The sequence below is a fragment of the Bacillus sp. FJAT-28004 genome (assembly GCF_001280845.1).
GTDB lineage: Bacteria > Bacillota > Bacilli > Paenibacillales > Paenibacillaceae > Pristimantibacillus.
The window spans coordinates 3,871,333-3,892,442 of record NZ_LGHP01000001.1 but is presented as its reverse complement, the minus strand read 5'-3'; the positions used below and the strand labels follow the sequence as shown (position 1 = coordinate 3,892,442).

The window sequence follows — 21,110 nt, the reverse complement described above, 5'->3', positions numbered from 1 at the left end:
ACAATTTTCGGGCATTATTCGACAAAATGAAGTTATTTTATCCAATTTATAGTTCTTTTTAACTAGTAAAATCGATCAATATATGGAAAAAGTTACTTGCGGATTTTAGAGATTAGTCAAATGTACATAGATGTGAAACATGAATTGCTTAATTACATCACAATTATGCTAATAACGATCATTAAATGCTTTAATGTCCACAATTCTGATGTTGGGATACAAAGTTTTACGTGTAATGGTGTCGAATGACCGGAAAATATACCGTAAATGGAACTTTTTTGAGCAGCCCAATCACCTTAAAATCGACCTCATTACTCTACTTCTTTTGCGCAATTATGAGGATAAATCCATTTGTATTATAAGAAAGTATGAAGTAAAATTATTTAAAACATCAGTCGTAATACAGTGAAATGAACATAAATTAGGATGTCGGGATGTGCCTTTGTGAATAATAAAGCAGTTATTTTGGGTTGTAATTACTATATAGGTTTAAGCACCATTCGTTGCCTAGGCATTAACGGTGTACATACGGTTGCCGTTGATTATTCTACTAAAGATACCTATGGCGCGGATTCAAAATATACGTCAGAGAGAATCATTTCTCCTCATTATAAAGAAGACACGGCAGCGTTCATTCGTTTCTTGAAAGATTATGCCCGCAAGCAAAGCGCTCCTCCGGTCCTTATTCCATGCCACGATTCGTATCTTGAGGTCATCGATGAGCATTTGGAAGAACTGAGAGAGCATTATCTCATTCCACAAGACGTCCCGGGTATCTACTCGGATATGATGAATAAAGAGGTTCTACAGCGTCTTTCTCTGGAAAATGGCGTTGCTGTTCCTGAAACGGTACGTGTAGATGAGGATCGTTTTTTCGAGAAAATCGACGAAATGATCAAGTACCCTTGTATCGTAAAGCCAACTGATTCTCCGTCCTTCGTTGCAAAGTTTAGACGCAAGCTTTTCAAGGTAAACAATCGCACAGAGCTTGAGCAGGCACTAGCCAAAGCTAAGGAAGCAAGCTTGGAAGTCATCGTACAGCGTATCATCCCAGGCTTTGACGATCATATGTATACGTTTGATGCTTACTTAAATCAAGAATCGAAAGTAACTCACTGGGTCACTTGCCAAAAATTCAGGCAATACCCCATTAACTTTGGTGCATCGGTATATACAGGCCAGAAATACGTACAAGAGCTATTTGATATCGGTGCCCCTTTTCTAGAAAAGATGAAATGGAAAGGCTTCGCGGAAATTGAATTCAAAAAAGACGCCGAAACAGGCCGCTTTTATTTAATTGAAGTGAATTGCCGGATCACTAACCTGAACAACTTGCTGTATCGAGTAGGGGTAAATATTCCATGGATTACTTACCAAGAGTTAACCGGCGGCAACCTTGTGCCTCCCAAAGCCGTCAAAGAGAATACGAACCGTGTTTTCTGGTACGGATATGAGGACATGCTTGCCGTTCGCGACTACATCAAGACGGGTCAGCTGACTTGGAAGCAAGTATTCGTATCCTTGTTTAAGCCAAAAGCTTATGCGATCTGGGATTGGAAGGACCCTAAACCAGCCTTTTCCTATGCTGCTATCATTGGCGGCAAACTTACGAAAAAGCTTCTAAGAAGATAGTCTAAGAAAATAGGAATAGGTAATTGAATGGAGCTGATCGTATGTTATTGACCTCCTTATTGAAAGATCTGGATTACACGCTCGTGAAAGGCGATTTGCATACTGAAGTAAGCTCCATTGCCTTTGATTCAAGGGAAATCTCAGCCAATGGCGTATTTGTCGCGATAACTGGTTTTTCGGTTGATGGACACCTTTTCATCGATAAAGCGATCGCACTTGGTGCGGCCGTTGTTATTGTAGAGAAAGATGTTCACGTTCCAGCAGGGATAACGGTGCTGCTCGTTAACGACACGCGTGAAGCACTTGCCCGGGTATCTGCAAACTTCTATCATCGTCCGACTGAGCAAATGAATCTTCTCGGCATCACCGGAACAAACGGGAAAACATCGACCACATATTTTCTAAAATCTATTTTCGAGCAAACGGGGACATCCCTCGGAATTATCGGCACGATCGGCACGGTTATCGGCGACAAGCTGATTCAAAATAAAAATACGACGCCGGAATCGCTGTATTTGCAACGAATCTTCGCCGATATGATCGAATCTCATATGAAGCATTGCGTTATGGAGGTTTCTTCGCATGCGCTCAATTTGAAACGCGTTGCACACTCCAGCTTCAAAACAGGAATCTTTACGAATTTAACGCCGGATCATCTAGAGCTCCATCATACGATGGAGGAATATTTCGAAGCGAAGGCCATGCTGTTCGACATGACGACGGACTTTAACATTATTAATGCTGATGATAAATACGGTCGTATTCTTATTGACCGATTGCAGCACAAAGCTCCGAAGCTGCTTACTTACGGAATTGAGCAGGAAGCAGACATTTACGCGACGGACATTACTTATTATGCCGACTACACGACTTATAATGTAAATACACCAAAGGGCAGCATTGCGATTAGGGTAAACCTCCCTGGGACGATCTACGTATATAATAGTCTGGCCGCTATCGCAACTGCTTATTGCAATCAATTTACTCTGCAGCAAATCGCAGACGGCATTTTGGCTGTCGAAGGCATTAAAGGGCGACTGGAAGTTGTTTATCAAGACGAGGATACCAAGATCATTGTCGATTTTGCTCATACCGAAGACAGCCTAGAGAAGGCTTTGACTACAATTAGACCTTTTACCAAAGGCAAAATCATTCTCGTATTTGGCGTTTACGCATCTGATGGGGAATCAGGCACGGAGAAACGAAGAGCAATGGCTAAGGTAGCTGCTACATTTGCTGATTTTTCCGTTATCACCTCAGATAACCCCAAGGAACAGGATAACAACTTGATTATTAGGGAAATTATTCAAGGTGTTGAAGCTTATAACGGAGCTTATGAGGCCGTTGTTGACCGGAGAGACGCCATTGCTTTTGCCATTGATATTAGTAGAAAAGACGATGTCATCCTCATTGCCGGCAAAGGCCATGAAACGTCGCAAATTATTGGGAAAACGGAAATCCCATTTAATGAAATGGAAATCGTCAGGGAAATCAAATTAAAAACGATGTGACTGCGCTTTAACCACTAAGGTAAATGAAAGGTATCCCAAATGTGCGGTTTTGTAGGTTTTGCAGATAGTCGTCCCGACGTTGATCAGGTATCCATTATTAAAGACATGATGGATATGATCTTTCATAGAGGACCCGATAGTGGCGGTATCTATTCGGATGAGGAAGTAACTTTAGGGTTTAGACGACTGAAAATTATCGATATGTCTGAAGAAGCCAGCCAACCGATTTACAATGAGGATAAAAGCTGCGTTCTTGTATTTAATGGAGAAATCTACAATTATCAAGAGCTCCGGGAAGAGCTGATTCAGTGCGGGCATACCTTTGTTAGCCATACAGATAGTGAGGTTATCATTCATGCTTATGAAGAGTATGGTACCTTGCTGCTTCAGAAGCTAAGGGGCATGTTTGCTTTTGCGATATGGGATACGAATACGGAAACGATGTTTCTAGCCAGAGATTTCTTTGGCATAAAGCCGCTGTATTATACACAAAACACAACGGATAACTCCTTCCTATTCAGCTCTGAAATCAAAGCTTTCTTAAAGCAGCCCGCATTCCGCAAAGAACTGAATAAGGACGCGCTGAGGCCATACCTTACCTTTCAATATTCTGTGCTTGATGAAACCTTTTTCAAAGGCGTATACAAGCTGAAGCCCGGCCACTATATGATTTACAAACAAGGCACTATTGAAGTAAAGCCTTTTTGGGACGCGAGCTTTGCTGAAGAACAGAACAGTCTGTCCTATTACGTCGATCAAATTAAAAGTACAATGAAAGAATCTGTCGCCTATCACCAAATTAGCGATGTGCCGGTCGGGTCTTTTTTGTCTGGAGGCATTGATTCCAGTTATATTACCGCCTTACTGAAACCAAACAAAACGTTCTCCGTCGGCTTTGAGGATTACGAAGGCAACTTTAATGAGACGAACCTTGCAGAGGATTTGTCAGAAATTCTTAACATTGAAAACTATAAACGACTGGTTTCAGCGGATGAGTGCTTCAAAATGCTGCCGACGATTCAATATCATATGGATGAGCCTCAGTCTAATCCTTCCTCCGTACCTCTCTATTTCTTGGCAGAGCTTGCGAGCAAGCATGTGACAGTGGTGCTCTCTGGAGAAGGCGCAGACGAAATCTTCGGCGGATATGATTGGTACGATACGACACCAGCCATGAAAAAATATAAGAAGCTTCCGTTTGCAATCCGGCGGCCGCTCTCATTATTAAGCAGCAAGCTGTCTAAGAACAGAATCACTTCCTTCGTCGTAAAGGGTGGACAGCGGGTCGAGGAACGTTTTATCGGACAAGCCCGTGTGTTTGAAGAAGCGGATGCATTAACCGTACTGAAGGATGACTATAAGCAAGGACCGTCCGTACAAAGTATTACGAGGGCTGTATATGATGATGTACGTGGCAAAGATGATATAACCAAAATGCAATATCTCGATCTGAAGCTTTGGCTTCCGGGCGATATTCTTCTTAAGGCAGACAAAATGAGCCTCGCGCATTCCATTGAGCTGCGTGTACCTTTTTTAGATAAAATGGTTATGGAACTGGCTTCCAAGCTGCCAACAGACCTTCGTGTTCATTCGAGCAATACGAAATATGCGCTGCGTACGGCTGCGAAGGAAGTGCTTCCCGATGAATGGGCGAATCGACCTAAGGTTGGTTTCCCTGTACCAATCAGACACTGGCTCAGACAAGAAAAGTATTACAAGCTCGTAAAGGATATGTTTCTCTCGGACCGAGCGAAGCTGTTCTTTCATACCGATGAGCTGATGAAATATCTTGATTCACACTATTCAGGCAAACAAAATTACGCTAGATATATTTGGACAGTGTACGTGTTCCTTATATGGCATAAGACGTTCTTCGAGTAAGCGTAACAGGCATGGAGCAGCCTCCGGCTGTCTGCTCGTTACACACTGTCGCAACTATTACGGCTATAAAGTAAAGGAGCCACTAACATGAAGAGAATGATCAAGCTCCTGGTATTACTGGGTATTATATTTTTAGCTTATTCGTTATTTATCAAAGATAATGCAAAACCTGTATTCAAGGAGAGCGTCGATTCTACACCAACGACCGCCCCTACTCCAGAAATAAAGCAAGGAACAATTACGATCATAAGTAAAGAAGAAGCAACGCAGCAGCCGATTAAAGATGCTGTATTTACGATAACAGCTGTCAATAGCGGCTCAGTTCTCGGTACAATGACGACAGATGAAATGGGTAAAGCAACGTCCATTTTGCTTGATTACGGGACTAGCTATACGATTAAACAAAAGAAGGTCGGCATGCCATATCAGCTTTCAGAGGAAGATTACCCCATAGTTGTTAACGCGCCTGTACAAGAGCTGACAACAACCAACAAAACGCTCGAATATGTGAAAGATTATGAGCGAGCAGCTGATGGCTCCATCAACATTAAGAAGGTCTATATGGATGTTGACACCGTCATGCAGAAGCCGGAGCTGCCGAACGGCTGCGAAATAACTTCTTTAACGGCGGTACTCAATTATTACGGATATGATGTTACAAAAACACAGATGTCCGACAATTATTTGCCGAAGCAGGCTTTTACCACCAAGAACAATAAATTATATGGACCTGATCCATATAAAGCATACGCTGGTGATCCAAGGTCGCTGAAGGGCGGATTTTTCAGCTTTGCTCCTCCTATCGTGGAGGCGGCTAACCTGTACTTTGATGTCGTAGGACGCAGCAGCAAAACGTCAGATATTAGCGGCAGCACGCGGGAACAAATCATCGATCAGCTTGATAAGGGCATTCCTGTCGTTACATGGATCACGCTTGATCTCACGCCGCCAAAAATGAATTACGCTTGGTATTTCAATGATACGGGTGAATATTATTCAGCTCCTATCAATTTGCACGTTGTTGTCCTAAATGGATATGAGGATGGTAAAGTACATGTAATGAATCCGTTAAAGGGACAAGTTACTTACGATGCGGACACTTTTTTTAATAGCTATGATGCAATGGGAAGCCATGCTATGATTGTTGAGTAACTAAATCAATTCAATTAAACACTTCATCAAAAGTAGGTTGGAGCAATGGAAGCTAAAAGCTTAGGCGTCATAGGCGGGATGGGCCCAAAAGCAACATCCGTATTTTTCGACATGATTATCGAGCAAACTGCAGCAGATCGCGATCAAGAGCATATTGATATCGTCATTCTCAATCACGCCACGTTGCCTGATCGAACAGGTGTCATATTAGAAAACAAAGGCGAGTTGTTTCTCAAAGCGGTTGCTAAAGATTTCAGAATCCTTGAGACAGCAGGCGTATCTAATATTGCGATTCCTTGCAATACGTCACATTATTTCTATGATGATATGCAGCAGATGACAAGCATTAATATAATCAACATGGTGGACGAAACTTTGAAGAAGATCCATGACACCTATGGAGAACACTGCAAAGTTGGTATTTTAGCTACAAACGGAACAGTCAGCAGCGGTGTGTATCGTCATGGCTGCAATCAGTATAATATGCACCTTCACGAGCCTGAGGAAGCCATTCAGGAGCATGTGATGGACATTATCTACAATAAGGTGAAACGCAATTTACCTGTTGAGCCTTCCGAGTTTGAAGGTATCATTAACCACTTGCTCGTTCAAGATGAATGTCAGTGTGTTATCATCGCATGCACGGAATTATCATGCATTCCGATCCAGAAAGACGTCGCAGCCTTTTGCGTGGATGCTATGACCGTGCTTGTACAAAGATCTATTGAATTATCAGGCAAGCAAACCATCGCGAAATAAGAGTATCAAAAAAAATCCGGAGATTATTCTCCGGATTTTTTGCTTTGAGCTTGTATCATTTTAGATTATAGAAGGTTGAGTTCTACGTTAATGTTGCCTCTAGTTGCTCTGGAATAAGGACATACCTGATGAGCCGCTTCAACCAATTCCTTAGCCACGTCCGCTTCAACACCTGCAATCGCAATATCCAGCTTCACTGCAAGCTCATAGCCGCCGCTTTCATCCTTGCCAAGTGTAACATGAGCGGTTACTTCGGTTTTCTCCACTTTAATCTTCTTCATCCGGCACACAACGTTAAGAGCACTCTCGAAACAAGCCGCATAACCTCCTGCAAATAGCTGCTCTGGGTTCGTTGCACCTCCGACTCCTCCTAGCTCCTTAGGCGCTCTCACATCTACATTCAAAATATTATCGCTCGAAACAAGCCTGCCATCTCTTCCACCTGTTGCGGTTACCGTAGCTGTATATAGTTTTTGCATAATTAATTCCTCCGTCTATGTTTGTATCTTAGTTGTGCCGTTACTTTCCGGTTGATGTTCCATGTGTGTAGTCAGCATATCGCAAACCGGTAACCTTTAAGCAAACATTGAAAATGCTCCTTATTGACGATGGCCTTTTATTTTGCCTCCGTTATTTGAAATGACATCATGTTTTCTTATTTCCAAAGAGAACCTTCTTTATTCTCCTAGTGTAGTTATTGCTTTAACCGAAAATGGTTAATCTTGCTTCCCCTAAAGCACCCATGCTATAATAAATGTTGCTGCGCGTCCGTAGCTCATCCGGATAGAGCGAACGTTTCCTAAACGTTAGGTGGGAGGTTCGAGCCCTCTCGGGCGCGCCATTTCTTTTATACATATATAAAGCTTATTGCTAATACCAGCAATAAGCTTTTTTTGTTTGCTTTACCAGCAGTAACGTACCCTAACGGCGATTGACCAAAGGCTTATATCAGCATTTTATAAAATGCCTTCTAGATACATTGACTACGGAACGTTTGTTCGCATATAATGTGCATGAGGTGATTTACAAATGGCTATGCCGTTGTCCAAAGTAAACAATTCATACCTATACTATCCACCTGCTCAAGACGAGATACAGCTTATACGCGAAGCTGTTATCCTTCCTCTAGCTCTTATTATTGTCGAACGCAATAGACGCGAGCTTGAGAGAAAAGCCCGGACCCTGCGATCTATTTTTGCAAGGGCTGCTGACATTATGATTGCAAAGATGAAAGCAGATTTAACAACGAACACACAGCAGCTTCTCCACAAGAGCATTACTCTGTGCATGTATACCAATACTGCTGATCAGATTAGCTATCGCTTTAATTGCCGCGGTTTTGAAGATCAGATAGCTTATTCGCATGCTTACATACGTACTGAAATAAATAAGTGTATTTCAGCCTATAGTGCTGGGATTTTCACTAAATAAGCATCCATAGACTAATAAAAAGCAGACGAACCGTTTAAAGATTGTTAAGAAGTCTCACGAATGCAGTGAGGCTCTTTTCAATACTCACAATTTCGGCATACAACGCTATAGTCTTCCATTTCGATCTGTTAAACGCCCTTTTTGTTTGAAAGCATGTAACCAGGATCACTTTCCCTACGTACAAAGATAAACAGAAAACAAGAAATGCTCTTTTATAGAATGCTATAAATATACAAATAGGAGGAAAATAAAATGAAAGCCGCAGGTACACTTTTATTAGTCACCGCTATTATCGAAGGCATTTTAGGAATCCCCTTGCTGGGTGGTACCCTAGTCGTGTTATCTGGATACACACTATTATTTGTAACGCTTATTCTCCATATCGTAACGCTTGTTCTCTGCTCACAGCATAATAAGCCAGTCGTAGGCAGTATCCTTGGTATCATTACATCTGTGTTAGCATGGATACCTATTCTCGGCATGATCATGCACCTTACAACAGCCGTATTCCTATTCATTGCCGTTTCCAAAAATAATCGACAAAATTATCCTACTCGTCCACCCGCTCCAGGTAGCTTCTAATCAAAAGGGCCATCCTACTGTAGATATTCTACGGAAGGATAGCCCTTTTGTTTGCTTATCTTAATGGCTCGCGGTTTATTAAACTCACCATATTTTTTCTTCGATGTACGCTTAGCACTAATCCCATCACCATTAATTCAATAATGCCATTCATTCCGCCAAACGAAACGAATGGCATAGTCATACTATTCATAGGCAGCAGCCCGAACGACATAAGAATGTTCCAAACGAAATGCAGACCAATAATTGAAAATAAGCCAACGACAAGGCCTCTGGCATACGCATCCTTGAGCTTTCTTGCCATGCCGATCACTTTGCCAATCAGTAATAATGATAACATGACAATAGCGATACCAAAAACCCAACCAAGGCTATAGATCAAATAAGTGAATACCATTTCACTATAGATATAACGAATCGTTGGGCTTTCAACGCCAAACCCTTGCCCCCACATTCCTCCTGCACGAATAAGCTCCAATGAACGCTGCATCATATAGCTTGCATCCTCGGACGCATTGGACCTTAGAAACGCAGTGTAACGCTCCCATATCAATGCAAAACGATATGGATCCATCGTTATAAGCAGCACGCCTGCAGCTGCTAACGAACCCATACAGGCTAGAAACAGCTTGTACGTTTTGGCAACAAACAGCATCAAGATCATCAGTCCGAAGAAATATAGGATGAAATTTAGATAGGAGTTTGCTTTACTATATAGGATAGTCGGCACGAGCACATACAAGAGAATCATTTTACCGAAGTAAAATGACTTGTAGAATAGCCCCTGCTGCTCCTTCTGCTTAACAAGCAGCGTCCCTGCCAAAGCAACCATCAACAAATAGGAAGAGATAGTATAAACATCAAAGGAAAAGGACCCGACTACGATCCAGCTTTTCGCACCATTAATTTCAATACCGATTAAGGAGCAAGCTATCATCAGTAAGACCGTTCCGCTATAGATATGCCACGAATACTTTTTCCATTTTTGATAGTCCAAAAAATAAATACCAATAATAAATAAGACGCCTACCGCAGAATAAAATGCCTTCCTCAGAAAAAATTGATATCCACTATAAACATTATTGTCCGTATAAGCGAATTCCATTGCATACATTGCAAGCAGACCAATGCCGACCATAATTGCCACTAGCAGCGCTAAGCCCCATTCCATAACCGGCTTATGTGCAGCATGAAGCTGCTTTCCGATCTGATCGGGATCACCCATCTGCGCTAAAGCCGCTCGAACGGCCTCTTCCTCTGATAGTCCTTCATTCAGCTTATCCTCCACCAGCTCGTCCAGATGACTCCTCATTTCAAGCTCAATGTCTTGATGCACATCTCTTGCCTTCACATGACCGCAAACCTGCGCTAAGTATTGCTTAATCGACTCATACTGAACAGGCTTGTTATTCATGCATGGCCCTCCCCTATTACGCGGTCTACCGTCGTCCGAAACAGCACCCACTCCTGTTTCTTCTCCTCTAGCTGCCCTCTTCCGCGCGCAGTAATGCGATAGTATTTCCGTTTGCGGCTGCCTTCCTCATTCCAGTACGACTCAACCAGCTGCTCCACCTCAAGCGTATGTAAGATCGGATAAAGGGTTCCTTCTTTAAAAGTAAAAACACCGCTCGAACTTTTTTCAATTTCTTTGGTCATTTCATAACCATACATTTCCTTACGATCAAGCAGTGTCAAAATAAGAATAACGGTGCTGCCTTTCATAAGCTCCTTATTAATTTTCATAACGTCCTCCGATTTATGTATCGTATTTCTATGCATCGAATATCTATGTATAAGTATATAATCGTCCACCGCAGATTACAACATCATTTTGGGAATGGATTCCAATCATAGCTATTCGATGATATATTTATGCATATCTTATCGTTCGGCTAACGTATAAGTACATAAGACACTTTAATCGGCTGTTCTCAATTTAAGGGAGGCAACACACAATGAATCAGTCATTCGGACTGCATAAGGAAGAAAAAACGTACGGAATGCTTTGCCACTTACTTGCTTTTAGCGGTGTAATCATTCCACTCGGCAATATTCTTGGCCCGCTCATCATTTGGCTTCTGAAGAAAGATCAATCCAGCTACGTAGATATGCATGGCAAAGAGTCACTTAATTTTCAGATTAGCAATATGATTTACTCCATCATTTCTGGTTTGCTCATGTTTGTACTCATCGGCTTTATTACTACACCACTTTTATTTATTTTCTGGATTGCATTTACCATCATCGGATCCATTCGCGCTTCTGAAGGCAATGGTTATCGCTACCCATTAACTATTCGTTTCATCAAATAAAACAGAAAGACGCCGGAACTCTACACGTTCCGGCGTCTTTCTGTTTTGAGTAGCAATGAGCTATATTTATTCCTCGTCACCTGCAAGCGGTCCAATTGATCATCAGCCTAAGTCAGTACGCCCATCTCCCTAAGAAAAAGCAGCTCCTGAATGTCAGGAGCTGCTTTGGCTTAAGGTCTATTACAGCCCAACTGGCAGCTGGAACATCTGTGTCAGTTCATCCAGTGTAATCGCATCAGTCGGTATTTCACCTTCGAACTTTGCATCTTTATTAATCTCGGAATAAGTTACATCATAATGAAGGCCAAGCTTCATCTTCTGGCCGCTCTCTTTGTCGGAAGCCTCAATACTCACCTTGCCTGCTTGGTAAGAAAGATATCCGTCCGAGATAGCACCTGTAGCCTTCAACGAATTTACTTTAACATCGTTTTTCAACGTGTCTAGAAGCTCTGCTTTGTTCGTCTCAAGATCAGTCTTCAGCTTCTCGATATCAGCCTTCTCAAGCTGAAGAGACTTCAGCGATGCTTCATTTGCAAGCAGCACATTCAGTACCTCAGGCAACACTTGATTAACGATGGTTTCTACTGTTTTTGGATAGTTGCTCTCGTTAATTTCAAAAGCAATGATTTGATCTGCCTTCAAACCAGCTGGCAAGCCAGCCTCGTCAGCTTTAGGTTGGCTAAAGTATGTCTTCTCATCAAAATGCTTAAGCACTACTTCTCCAAGTTCCTTGCCTAACTTCTGCTGAGCAGCAAGATCCAGCTTAGCCGTACCTTCTTTCTCGGCAAGCTCCTTTAGATCAATTTTAATAAACTTATCTGTAATCGTCTCCGGCAATGGCAGCATTGGAATTTGCGGTATTTTCACATACAGCGTTTCCTCAGTCATAATCATCGGTACCGTTAGCTTCATTTCCATGTCGCCTGGCACAACGATTTGCATATTCATATCCGTACGCATAGGATTTTTCTTGTATACAGCGTCGACTGTAATCGTTGCATCCTTAATCATCCCTACGATCGCTGCTGTAGCAGCTGCATTACCTTCCAAAGTTGCCGGCTGTGGAACTTCCAATTCATCCAAGCCAAATGACATTTTTACTGCATATGAGTCCGCCTTTGTAATTTTCGTCATCGCCGCTTGCAGAGCTTCCTTCGGTGGTTTAGCCGAGCTGCAACCTGCAATGACAACCAAAATAACGGATAACAAAAGAACCGCTATTTTTTGAACATTCTTCATGTAGTATGTTCCTCCCTATCTTTTTATAAGCACCTCCATTCTATACTAAAAAAACACCTTTTAGAAGTTATATCCAAAAAATCCCGTTTCAGCATGCTGAAACGGGACGTTTGATCTACCTATTTGTAGGTCATTTGATTTATCCTTGTGGGTTATTATGAGACACATGATTACTCTGTTTTGTTTTCTTAGAACCGGAAAGCGGCTCCTGCTGCCCGCCTCCATCGTTGCGCTTCCGGTTATTTTGCGGATTACTATCTGGTACCGGAAAGCTGTCTGGCTTCGACATTCGGATTCCTCCTATATAAATTTCATTTATTTCTAATAAAGCATTAATTTTTTTGATGCTCTAAATCTGTTGGATGATCATGGTTCATGGCATCCTGATTACGTCTATCGTTTTTATCCTGCTGCAACTGCTGAGCCTGATGACTATTGACAACCTCAACCTCTAAAGCATCTACCACATTCGATAAATTTTTATCAGCCGTTCCTTGTACCTTCGTCATAAGCAGTTCTCTCCTCTAAACATGCGTCAAGCGTTGCAGCGCTTGTGCACATTCATGCAAATGTCTAGTGTAATCCTGTATCAGCTCTTGAATGACTTCTCCACGCTCATCAACGGAAATCTTGTCCTTCTCCACGTCAATAAGCTCAACCTTTACTTCCCGGCTGTCTACATAAGTAACTTTAAAATCAAACGAATACATTTGATGACCAGCTGTATCGATTGTTACGCGCAGCGCTTTGGCATCTGACTCGTCAGGCAGCACTTTGCTGCGGTCAGCTGCTTTTAGCGTCTCTGGTAAGGTTTGACGCCAAGCATCTGCCAAGTTCTCTTGATTCATTTGCAGCTCATCTGATTTACCCATTAAATGAAGCACCTCCACATCGTATAACATGCGAAAAGCAGCATTATTTTATACGAGGAGATCGAATGAAAAAAAAGCCCAAACGCTTAGCGTCTGGGCTTGTTATGTACATTTTGAAAAAATATGGAGGAGAGAGTGGGACTCGAACCCACGTGGGCTTGCGCCCTAACAGTTTTCAAGACTGCCCCGTTATGACCGCTTCGGTATCTCTCCATCGTTCAATTGTCACAAGAAATATAATACCACAGGTCAAAATAAAAAAGCAACTATATTTTGACCATGTGGCAAAAAAAAATTTAAAGTTTAGCTGAATCGATTGAACTAATGCCGCCCATATACGGACGCAGTACTTCTGGAATCGTCACAGAACCATCCGCTTGCTGGAAGTTCTCGATGATTGCCGCAAAAGTACGACCTACGGCTAGTCCCGAACCGTTCAGTGTATGAACGAATTCTGGCTTGCTCTTCGTATCTCTGCGGAAACGAATGCCAGCACGGCGCGCTTGGAAATCCTCTACATTTGAGCAAGAGGAAATTTCACGATACGTGCCTGCGCTTGGAAGCCATACTTCAAGGTCATACGTTTTAGCCGCTGTGAAGCCCATATCACCCGTACATAGCGTCAGAACGCGATAAGGCAGTCCTAGTAGCTGCAAAACCTTCTCCGCGTTAGCGGTCATTTTCTCCAGCTCATCGTACGAATCCTCTGGTTTAGTCAATTTGATCAATTCAACTTTATTGAACTGATGCTGACGGATTAAGCCACGTGTATCGCGCCCAGCAGATCCTGCTTCAGAACGGAAGCATGAGCTGTAAGCAACAAAATATTTTGGAAGCTCTTCAACCGGCAAAATCTCTTCGCGGTGCAGATTCGTAACTGGAACCTCCGCTGTTGGGATAAGGAAATAATCCGAATCCGAAATTTTGAATAGATCCTCTTCAAATTTCGGAAGCTGACCTGTGCCAACCAAGCTATCACGATTAACGATATAAGGTGGCAGTACTTCCTCATAACCATGCTTATCGCTATGCAAGTCCATCATAAAGCTAATAAGCGCACGCTCAAGACGAGCTCCAAGGCCGCGGTAGAACGTAAAACGTGATCCCGTAACCTTCGCTGCACGCTCAAAGTCCAATATACCGAGTGATTGCGCAAGCTCCCAATGCGGTTTTGGCTCAAAGTCAAAGCTCGGAACCTCGCCATTTTTGCGAAGCTCTACATTATCTTCCTCTGACTTGCCGATCGGCACGCTATCGCTAGGAATGTTAGGGATTGCTTGTGTCAGCTCAACCACCTGTACATCCAGCTCACGAAGCTCATCATCAAGCTCTTTAATACGGTCGCCAACCTCTCTCATCTCAAGGATAAGCGATTCTGCGTCTCCGCCTGTTCTTTTGAGCTTGGCTACATCCTGCGAAACGGTATTGCGTCTGCTCTTCAGCTGCTCCGTCTCCTGTATTAGGTCACGGCGCCTTGTGTCGAGCGCAGGAAAATTAGCAATAAGATCAAGTGAAGCCCCGCGATCAAGCAGTGCTTTCTCAACCTTTTCAAATTCGTTTCTTAACAATTTTACATCCAACACGATCCAAAAGCCCCTCTCTGAAGGGAGTAATTTTATTATTGTAAACGTCTATTCCTTGCTTGCAGCTGCTTCCTTCACCATATCAACGAAGTAAGCATGCAGCCTATAATCGTCCGTAAGCTCCGGATGATACGATACAGCAAGAAGATGACCTTGTCTTGCCGTTACGATCTCATCTCGGTATGTAGACAACACGTCTACGCTCGCTCCGACTTTTTTGATCAAAGGTGCTCGGATAAATACAGCACGAACCGGTTCATCGATACCTTTGACATCCAAATCTGTCTCAAAGCTTTCCTGTTGACGGCCGAATGCATTTCTTGCAACTGTCATATCCATAAGCCGCAAATGCGCATCTTCTTGGCCTTCTATTTCATCGGCCAAAACGATAAGACCCGCGCAAGTGCCGAACAATGGCTTGCCTTGTGCAGAAAAATCCGCAACAGCTTCCATAAAGCCGTATTTCCGCATCAGCTTGCCGATCGTCGTGCTCTCGCCGCCTGGTATTACAAGCCCTTGCAGCTCTTCTAGCTGCTCAACCCGCTTAACGGCGACCGCCTCTGCGCCCGCCGCTTCTAAGCTTCGTATATGCTCTGCCACAGCGCCCTGAAGCGCTAGTACGCCTATCTTCATCGCTCTACTCGCCTTCCTTTACGGGCAAGAGCCGGCAGCACTATACGCGCTAAGCCGGCACCTGCAAATTACAACTATTAGATACCGCGGTCTTGCATACGCTCTGAAGAGTTAAGCTTGGAAATTTCGATCCCCTTCATAGGAGCTCCCAAGTTTTTTGATACTTCAGCAATTAGTTTGTAATCTTGATAATGAGTCGTTGCTTCAACGATTGCACGAGCGAATTTCTCTGGGTTTTCCGATGTGAAAATACCGGAACCAACGAATACGCCGTCTGCTCCAAGATGCATCATCAAAGCTGCATCGGATGGTGTAGCTACTCCGCCTGCTGCGAAGTTAACCACTGGAAGCTTACCAGTCTCATGTACGTTAAGAAGCAAGTCATAAGCTACACCAAGAAGCTTAGCTTCATGATAAAGCTCGTCCTTCGACAAGCCTTGAATTTTACGAATTTGACCATTGATCAAGCGAAGGTGACGAACAGCCTCTACGATATTGCCTGTTCCTGGCTCACCCTTCGTACGAAGCATTGCTGCTCCTTCTTGAATACGGCGTAAAGCTTCTCCAAGATCTTTCGCACCGCATACGAATGGAATAGTAAACTCATGTTTGCTGATGTGGAACACTTCATCTGCTGGCGTAAGCACTTCACTCTCATCGATATAGTCAACGCCCATTGATTCGAGCACTTTAGCTTCTACATAATGCCCGATACGAGCCTTTGCCATAACTGGAATAGAAACGACTTTCATTACTTCTTCTACAATTGTCGGATCAGCCATACGAGCTACTCCGCCTGCTGCACGAATTTCGGAAGGGACGCGCTCGAGCGCCATTACTGCTGTTGCCCCTGCTGCTTCTGCTACTTTTGCTTGCTCGGCGCTCATAACGTCCATAATGACGCCGCCTTTTTGCATTTCTGCCATGCCGCGTTTTACGCGCGATGTACCTGTTTCCATGCTAAAATCCTCCTATTTTCATCCATTGATTTGTATATTACCGCAGTTGTTCTAACCATTGATTTTACAGGAAGCAAGAATAATCGACAAGCCTAGATTTACTTCATTCCCCTGTTTTCTACTCGGATTAGAACAAATTGACGATTCCATTAAACAAACCTGAGAAAAAGTCACCAATTCCACGGAACATCAAGCGGAACCAGCCTGCTTTCGTACCTTCCTCAGTCGTAATCAGGTTAACCGTTTTTTTCAACTCTTGCTTCGTTTCCGCATCTGTATACTTGTACGTAACCGTACCTACAACGGTACCTACAGGAATCGGAGCTACTAGCTCAGCTTCTGTCTTCACATCACTTGCTACAACCTCGATCTTAGGCTCAACGCCCTTCTTAACCATGAACGTTATATCTTTTTCTGTTACAATCGGCAAAGTTTTCTTTTTACCCTTTTTAATCTTGACCGATTTCACTGTTTCTACCACAGATTTTGGCGCAAGCACCGTCTTTTTCTCAAAAGTGCTAAAACCATAGTTATACATCTTAGCCGTTTCATTAAAACGAGCAGACTTTGTAGCGGTATCCATAACTACACTAATAAAACGTTGCTCGCCTCTTTTTACAGTACCTGTGAAGTTGTAACCTGCAGCATTAATAAAGCCTGTCTTCATGCCGTCAACGCCTTCATAAGCTAAATGCTTTAGACCCTGTTGATTCACGTTCGTGCCTAGCATCCAGTTAATGTTGACAATCGCGTCCTTGTCGCGTTCACGAAACTTATATTCTTGCAGCTTGGAGTATTCCAAAAATTCAGGATGCTTGCTCAAAATAATTTGTGCTAGCTTCGCCATGTCTGTCGCGGAAATAACAGTTGTCTCCGAAAGACCAGTCGCACTTGTGAAAATAGCTGTTTTAAGGCCAAGTTCACCAGCTACCTCGTTCATTTTCTTAACAAAGCCTTGCTCACTTCCAGCAATCTGCGAAGCTAATGCTATCGTAGCATCATTTGCGGAACCAACTGCCATTGCTTTGTATAAATCTCTAACCGTATGTTGATCTCCTTGAGCTAGAAATACAGATGATCCATCCGCTGGCGTTGAGGCCGCTTCCGCACTAGTTGTAATAACCTCATCCCAGGATAGACGTTCATTCGTAATTTCCTCAAGAACGATATATTCCGTCATTAGCTTAGTCATACTTGCTGCAGGGAGCGGCTCCTCTGAATTAACTTCATACAAAACTTGACCTGAATCCGCATCAATTAAAATAGCAGCTTTAACTTGTAAACCTAAAGAGTTTTCCGTGCTTGGTCTTCCTTCATATCCATTCGCCATTGCTACCGCAGAACCAAGCGACAGCATTACCATCCAAACCGCCAAACTTGCAGCGATGACCGACTTTATTCGAACCGGTCTTACCATTTCCTTCAACGTCGTCTCCCCTTTTCCCACTTGGTTTGTCCGTTGTTAATTGTAACATATCAAACCCTAACAATTAAACCTCTTCAGGCCCTAATAAGAATGAGTAATCCTTCATAAAAAAACAGACAAGGTCGAGCGACTCAGTCGCCTTTCCTTGTCTGTTATTATCGGATCTAAAAAATATAGCTTAAAGGGAATAGTTCGGAGCTTCCTTCGTAATTTGCACATCATGCGGATGGCTTTCACGAAGACCAGAACCTGTAATACGAACGAATTGTGTATCGTTCTTGAGCTCGTCCAGAGACGCTGTACCACAATAGCCCATACCTGAACGCAAGCCTCCGAGCAATTGATGAACAGTGTCAGCAAGTGGTCCTTTGTAAGGAACGCGCCCTTCGATACCTTCCGGAACAAGTTTGTTCTCGTTTTCTTGGAAGTAACGATCCTTGCTTCCTTCTTTCATTGCGCCAAGCGAACCCATACCACGGTAAACTTTAAAGCTACGTCCTTGGAAAATTTCAGTTTCGCCAGGGCTTTCAGCTGTACCCGCGAACAAGCTTCCGATCATGATCGCGCTTGCTCCAGATGCGATTGCTTTCGTAATGTCACCGGAATACTTAATACCGCCGTCTGCAATAACCGGAATATTATATTCACGAGCAACTGACGCGCAATCATAGATTGCTGTAATTTGTGGAACACCGATACCGGCGATAACGCGAGTCGTACAGATCGAACCAGGACCAATCCCTACTTTAACAACGGAAGCGCCTGCTTCGATAAGATCACGTGTAGCATCTCCAGTAGCAACGTTTCCTGCAATAATAGTAAGGTCTGGGTAAGTAGCACGAAGCTTACGAACAGCATCCAAAATATTAATGTGGTGACCATGCGCCGAGTCTACAACAAGAACATCAATTCCTGATTGAACCAATGCTTCTGCACGATCCATTGTATCCTTCGAAATACCAACTGCTGCTCCGCAAAGCAAGCGACCATGCTTATCCTTCGCCGCATTCGGGAATTGGATTGCTTTCTCGATATCTTTAATCGTAATAAGACCTTTAAGCGTATTGGACTCATCAATCAGCGGCAACTTCTCGATCTTGTGCTTTTGAAGAAGGCCTTCTGCTTCCTGTAGCGTTGTGCCAACAGGTGCCGTTACAAGGTTGTTACGAGTCATAACTTCATTTATTTTAATTGAATAATCATGTACGAAACGCAAATCACGGTTTGTCAAAATACCTACAAGCTTCTTATCTTGATCAACAATCGGTACGCCTGAGATGCGGTATTTACCCATCAATTCTTCTGCGTCGTATACATGGTGATCAGGCGTAAGCGAAAACGGATTTGTAATTACACCGCTCTCCGAACGTTTTACACGGTCTACTTCCTCCGCTTGCTGTGCAATCGACATGTTCTTATGGATAATGCCAATACCACCCTCACGCGCAATTGCAATCGCCAATGCGGCTTCTGTAACGGTGTCCATACCTGCGCTAATGAGCGGAATGTTTAGCTTAATGTCCTCGCTTAATCGAATCGAGATGTCAACTTCCCTAGGCAGCACTTCTGATTTGCGCGGAATAAGCAGGACGTCGTCAAACGTTAGCCCTTCTTTGGCGAATTTCGTTTCCCACACGAGTATGTTCCTCCCTTATATTAAGTACGTCTCACATATATTATTAGCAATATTAGCAGAGGGGGTATAGGCTGTCAAGGCTGATGAATACCTTTGTTCAACCTGATTTCTATTCGATTTGGAAGTCTCAAATCATGCTAATTCTTTAGAAAAAGTCAGGTAAATACGTAGTTCGTTCGGGAATTCGAGATTGTAAGCGTTTAACCAATCCTATATCTCCTTCTATGCGTGCTAATTCGGCTAATTGCTCTAACTGAATATACCCAAATAGCACGCTCGTAAAGGAACCAATATCCAGTTTAATTGCTTTATCTATTTTTTCACTGTCGTCCTTACGACGAAGCGATGCTCTCCCAGACGCATCGATATGGAATAAAAAATGACCATTATTCCAAGGAGCTTGCGCATCGATTAGCTGAATAGTAATGTCATCGGCATGATCCGCTGCCTTAAAATCATATTGACCCACAAAAGCCTCCGCATCAACAATACGAGCCATAAAATAGGGTATGATTTCCTGCTTAATTCTAGGGTTGTTCAGCAAGTAAGGAAGTCGATCGTCAGACGGCATTGTAATTGTCAGCTCTTCGATCATTGAATCATGCTGTGCGAGAAATGACCATAAGGCGGCTCTCGCTGGTTCATTTAAATGAACAAATTCATGAACCGTTAACCGGCTGTTCTTAACTTCATAAATAACATAACCTTGTGCTGCCCCGACCTTATCATAATAAAGTGCAATTTGCCCTGATTTTCTTTTGCTGATCCGATACTTCCACCATAACTCGGTCCGTACCAGTGAACCATTATATTGAGACGCGTAAGCTTGGTAAACATCGTTCAATATGCTGTAATTACCTGATACACGCTCGATCCGGCCCTCATAAGCTTTCCTCTCCGGAAGCATATCCGCTTTAATCGTATAGGCTTTTTGTTCAGTATAGGTTTCCCAGCCAAACTTACGATAAAATCCAAATGAAAAAGGGTGAAGAAAAGAAACCGTTAGGCCCATATCCTTCATCTCTATCAGCGATTGAATGAGTATTTGAGCAACTAGACCCTGCCTCCTGAACTCTGGCCATGTCGCAACACCCGCAATTCCTCCCATATCAAAAGCTTTGCCTCCGATATAGGTTTGCAGCTTCAGCACCGCAGCTTGGGCGGCCGGTTGATTATCGACATACGCTCCATACCTTACAGCCGGCTCGTTCTCATACTGCTCTCTCGTTTGTTCAAGCTCTGCAGCGGACCGTTCATATTGAAATGCAAATTGAGATAATGCCATACTCTCGTCAAACTGCTCCATACCCGTATGCTTAATAACGATACGCGTTTCCATTTCGAAGCACCTCCAAATTTGATATGACCTTATCATACCGCATAAACAACAAAAAAACCTACCGCATTACATGCGATAGGTCTCTCGTGCTTGGCGACGTCCTACTCTCCCAAGACCCTGCGGTCTAAGTACCATTGGCGCTGGAGGGCTTAACGGTCGTGTT

At 43.2% G+C, this 21,110-nt stretch carries 21 protein-coding genes and 2 tRNA genes; 9 read left to right on the top strand and 14 right to left on the bottom strand.

What is annotated here, in order from left to right; genetic code table 11:
• The first annotated feature begins 444 nt into the window (after positions 1 to 444).
• The 5 genes from AC787_RS17005 (at position 445) to AC787_RS16985 (ending at position 6,935) form a co-directional block, all read left to right on the top strand.
• Positions 445 to 1,632, top strand: coding sequence for a carboxylate--amine ligase (locus tag AC787_RS17005; RefSeq protein ID WP_054025867.1), 1,188 nt, complete (start codon positions 445 to 447; stop codon positions 1,630 to 1,632).
• A gap of 41 nt (positions 1,633 to 1,673) precedes the next feature.
• Complete coding sequence (locus AC787_RS17000) at positions 1,674 to 3,143, top strand: UDP-N-acetylmuramoyl-L-alanyl-D-glutamate--2,6-diaminopimelate ligase (RefSeq protein ID WP_054025866.1); 1,470 nt, start codon at positions 1,674 to 1,676, stop codon at positions 3,141 to 3,143.
• 39 nt (positions 3,144 to 3,182) lie between these two features.
• On the top strand, positions 3,183 to 5,024 hold the full coding sequence (gene asnB / locus AC787_RS16995; protein WP_054025865.1) for an asparagine synthase (glutamine-hydrolyzing): 1,842 nt from the start codon (positions 3,183 to 3,185) through the stop codon (positions 5,022 to 5,024).
• A gap of 87 nt (positions 5,025 to 5,111) precedes the next feature.
• Complete coding sequence (locus tag AC787_RS16990) at positions 5,112 to 6,176, top strand: C39 family peptidase (RefSeq protein WP_054025864.1); 1,065 nt, start codon at positions 5,112 to 5,114, stop codon at positions 6,174 to 6,176.
• 45 nt (positions 6,177 to 6,221) lie between these two features.
• Positions 6,222 to 6,935, top strand: a complete 714-nt coding sequence (locus AC787_RS16985) for an aspartate/glutamate racemase family protein (RefSeq protein ID WP_054025863.1) — start codon at positions 6,222 to 6,224, stop codon at positions 6,933 to 6,935.
• Positions 6,936 to 7,000: 65 nt separating this feature from the next.
• Here the strand turns inward: AC787_RS16985 and AC787_RS16980 are convergent, their stop codons facing one another.
• On the bottom strand, positions 7,001 to 7,414 hold the full coding sequence (locus AC787_RS16980) for an organic hydroperoxide resistance protein (protein WP_054025862.1): 414 nt from the start codon (positions 7,412 to 7,414) through the stop codon (positions 7,001 to 7,003).
• Between the two features lie 285 nt (positions 7,415 to 7,699).
• On the opposite strand from AC787_RS16980, the gene AC787_RS16975 reads away from it, so the two are divergent.
• From AC787_RS16975 to AC787_RS16965, 3 genes are all read left to right on the top strand, one after another.
• Positions 7,700 to 7,776, top strand: a tRNA-Arg gene (locus tag AC787_RS16975).
• A 188-nt stretch (positions 7,777 to 7,964) separates the two neighbouring features.
• Entirely contained in the window at positions 7,965 to 8,366 is a 402-nt protein-coding gene (locus tag AC787_RS16970; protein WP_054025861.1) for a hypothetical protein, read from the top strand.
• Positions 8,367 to 8,618: 252 nt separating this feature from the next.
• Positions 8,619 to 8,948, top strand: a complete 330-nt coding sequence (locus AC787_RS16965) for a hypothetical protein (RefSeq protein WP_054025860.1) — start codon at positions 8,619 to 8,621, stop codon at positions 8,946 to 8,948.
• A 55-nt stretch (positions 8,949 to 9,003) separates the two neighbouring features.
• On the opposite strand, the gene AC787_RS16960 is transcribed toward AC787_RS16965, so the two are convergent.
• Together AC787_RS16960 and AC787_RS16955 are read right to left on the bottom strand one after the other, a co-directional pair.
• Positions 9,004 to 10,362, bottom strand: coding sequence for an FtsW/RodA/SpoVE family cell cycle protein (locus AC787_RS16960; RefSeq protein WP_054025859.1), 1,359 nt, complete (start codon positions 10,360 to 10,362; stop codon positions 9,004 to 9,006).
• The gene (locus AC787_RS16955; protein ID WP_054025858.1) at positions 10,359 to 10,691 is read right to left on the bottom strand and encodes a PadR family transcriptional regulator; all 333 of its coding nucleotides are present in this window, start codon (positions 10,689 to 10,691) and stop codon (positions 10,359 to 10,361) included. The genes AC787_RS16960 and AC787_RS16955 overlap by 4 nt, the downstream gene beginning before the upstream one ends.
• Positions 10,692 to 10,903: 212 nt before the next feature.
• Between AC787_RS16955 and AC787_RS16950 the strand changes: the two genes are divergently transcribed.
• Positions 10,904 to 11,260 (top strand): DUF4870 domain-containing protein, encoded by a 357-nt coding sequence (locus AC787_RS16950; RefSeq protein WP_054025857.1) that lies wholly within the window; start codon positions 10,904 to 10,906, stop codon positions 11,258 to 11,260.
• Positions 11,261 to 11,440: 180 nt separating this feature from the next.
• On the opposite strand, the gene AC787_RS16945 is transcribed toward AC787_RS16950, so the two are convergent.
• The 11 genes from AC787_RS16945 to eis all read right to left on the bottom strand — a co-directional run bounded on the left by AC787_RS16945 (position 11,441) and on the right by eis (position 20,947).
• Positions 11,441 to 12,499 carry a hypothetical protein gene (locus AC787_RS16945; RefSeq protein ID WP_054025856.1) on the bottom strand — a complete coding sequence of 353 codons (1,059 nt, stop codon included), beginning with the start codon at positions 12,497 to 12,499 and terminating at the stop codon, positions 11,441 to 11,443.
• 139 nt (positions 12,500 to 12,638) lie between these two features.
• On the bottom strand, positions 12,639 to 12,788 hold the full coding sequence (locus AC787_RS16940; RefSeq protein WP_054025855.1) for a small acid-soluble spore protein P: 150 nt from the start codon (positions 12,786 to 12,788) through the stop codon (positions 12,639 to 12,641).
• Between the two features lie 43 nt (positions 12,789 to 12,831).
• Positions 12,832 to 13,008 (bottom strand): hypothetical protein, encoded by a 177-nt coding sequence (locus tag AC787_RS34480; RefSeq protein ID WP_162839314.1) that lies wholly within the window; start codon positions 13,006 to 13,008, stop codon positions 12,832 to 12,834.
• 15 nt (positions 13,009 to 13,023) lie between these two features.
• Positions 13,024 to 13,371: a hypothetical protein gene (locus AC787_RS16935; protein WP_054025854.1), complete on the bottom strand. Its 348-nt coding sequence runs from the start codon at positions 13,369 to 13,371 to the stop codon at positions 13,024 to 13,026.
• 124 nt (positions 13,372 to 13,495) lie between these two features.
• Positions 13,496 to 13,584: transfer RNA gene (locus AC787_RS16930), tRNA-Ser, on the bottom strand.
• An 83-nt stretch (positions 13,585 to 13,667) separates the two neighbouring features.
• A complete protein-coding gene (serS, locus tag AC787_RS16925) occupies positions 13,668 to 14,954 on the bottom strand; it encodes a serine--tRNA ligase (RefSeq protein WP_054025853.1) in 1,287 nt (428 codons plus the stop codon).
• A 48-nt stretch (positions 14,955 to 15,002) separates the two neighbouring features.
• Positions 15,003 to 15,587: a pyridoxal 5'-phosphate synthase glutaminase subunit PdxT gene (gene pdxT, locus AC787_RS16920; protein ID WP_054025852.1), complete on the bottom strand. Its 585-nt coding sequence runs from the start codon at positions 15,585 to 15,587 to the stop codon at positions 15,003 to 15,005.
• Positions 15,588 to 15,664: 77 nt separating this feature from the next.
• Positions 15,665 to 16,546 (bottom strand): pyridoxal 5'-phosphate synthase lyase subunit PdxS, encoded by an 882-nt coding sequence (gene pdxS / locus AC787_RS16915; protein WP_054025851.1) that lies wholly within the window; start codon positions 16,544 to 16,546, stop codon positions 15,665 to 15,667.
• 127 nt (positions 16,547 to 16,673) lie between these two features.
• Positions 16,674 to 17,963 (bottom strand): D-alanyl-D-alanine carboxypeptidase family protein, encoded by a 1,290-nt coding sequence (locus tag AC787_RS16910; protein WP_054027113.1) that lies wholly within the window; start codon positions 17,961 to 17,963, stop codon positions 16,674 to 16,676.
• 187 nt (positions 17,964 to 18,150) lie between these two features.
• The gene (gene guaB / locus AC787_RS16905) at positions 18,151 to 19,608 is read right to left on the bottom strand and encodes an IMP dehydrogenase (RefSeq protein ID WP_054025850.1); all 1,458 of its coding nucleotides are present in this window, start codon (positions 19,606 to 19,608) and stop codon (positions 18,151 to 18,153) included.
• Positions 19,609 to 19,753: 145 nt separating this feature from the next.
• On the bottom strand, positions 19,754 to 20,947 hold the full coding sequence (eis, locus tag AC787_RS16900) for an enhanced intracellular survival protein Eis (RefSeq protein WP_054025849.1): 1,194 nt from the start codon (positions 20,945 to 20,947) through the stop codon (positions 19,754 to 19,756).
• Between the last annotated feature and the right edge of the window lie 163 nt (positions 20,948 to 21,110).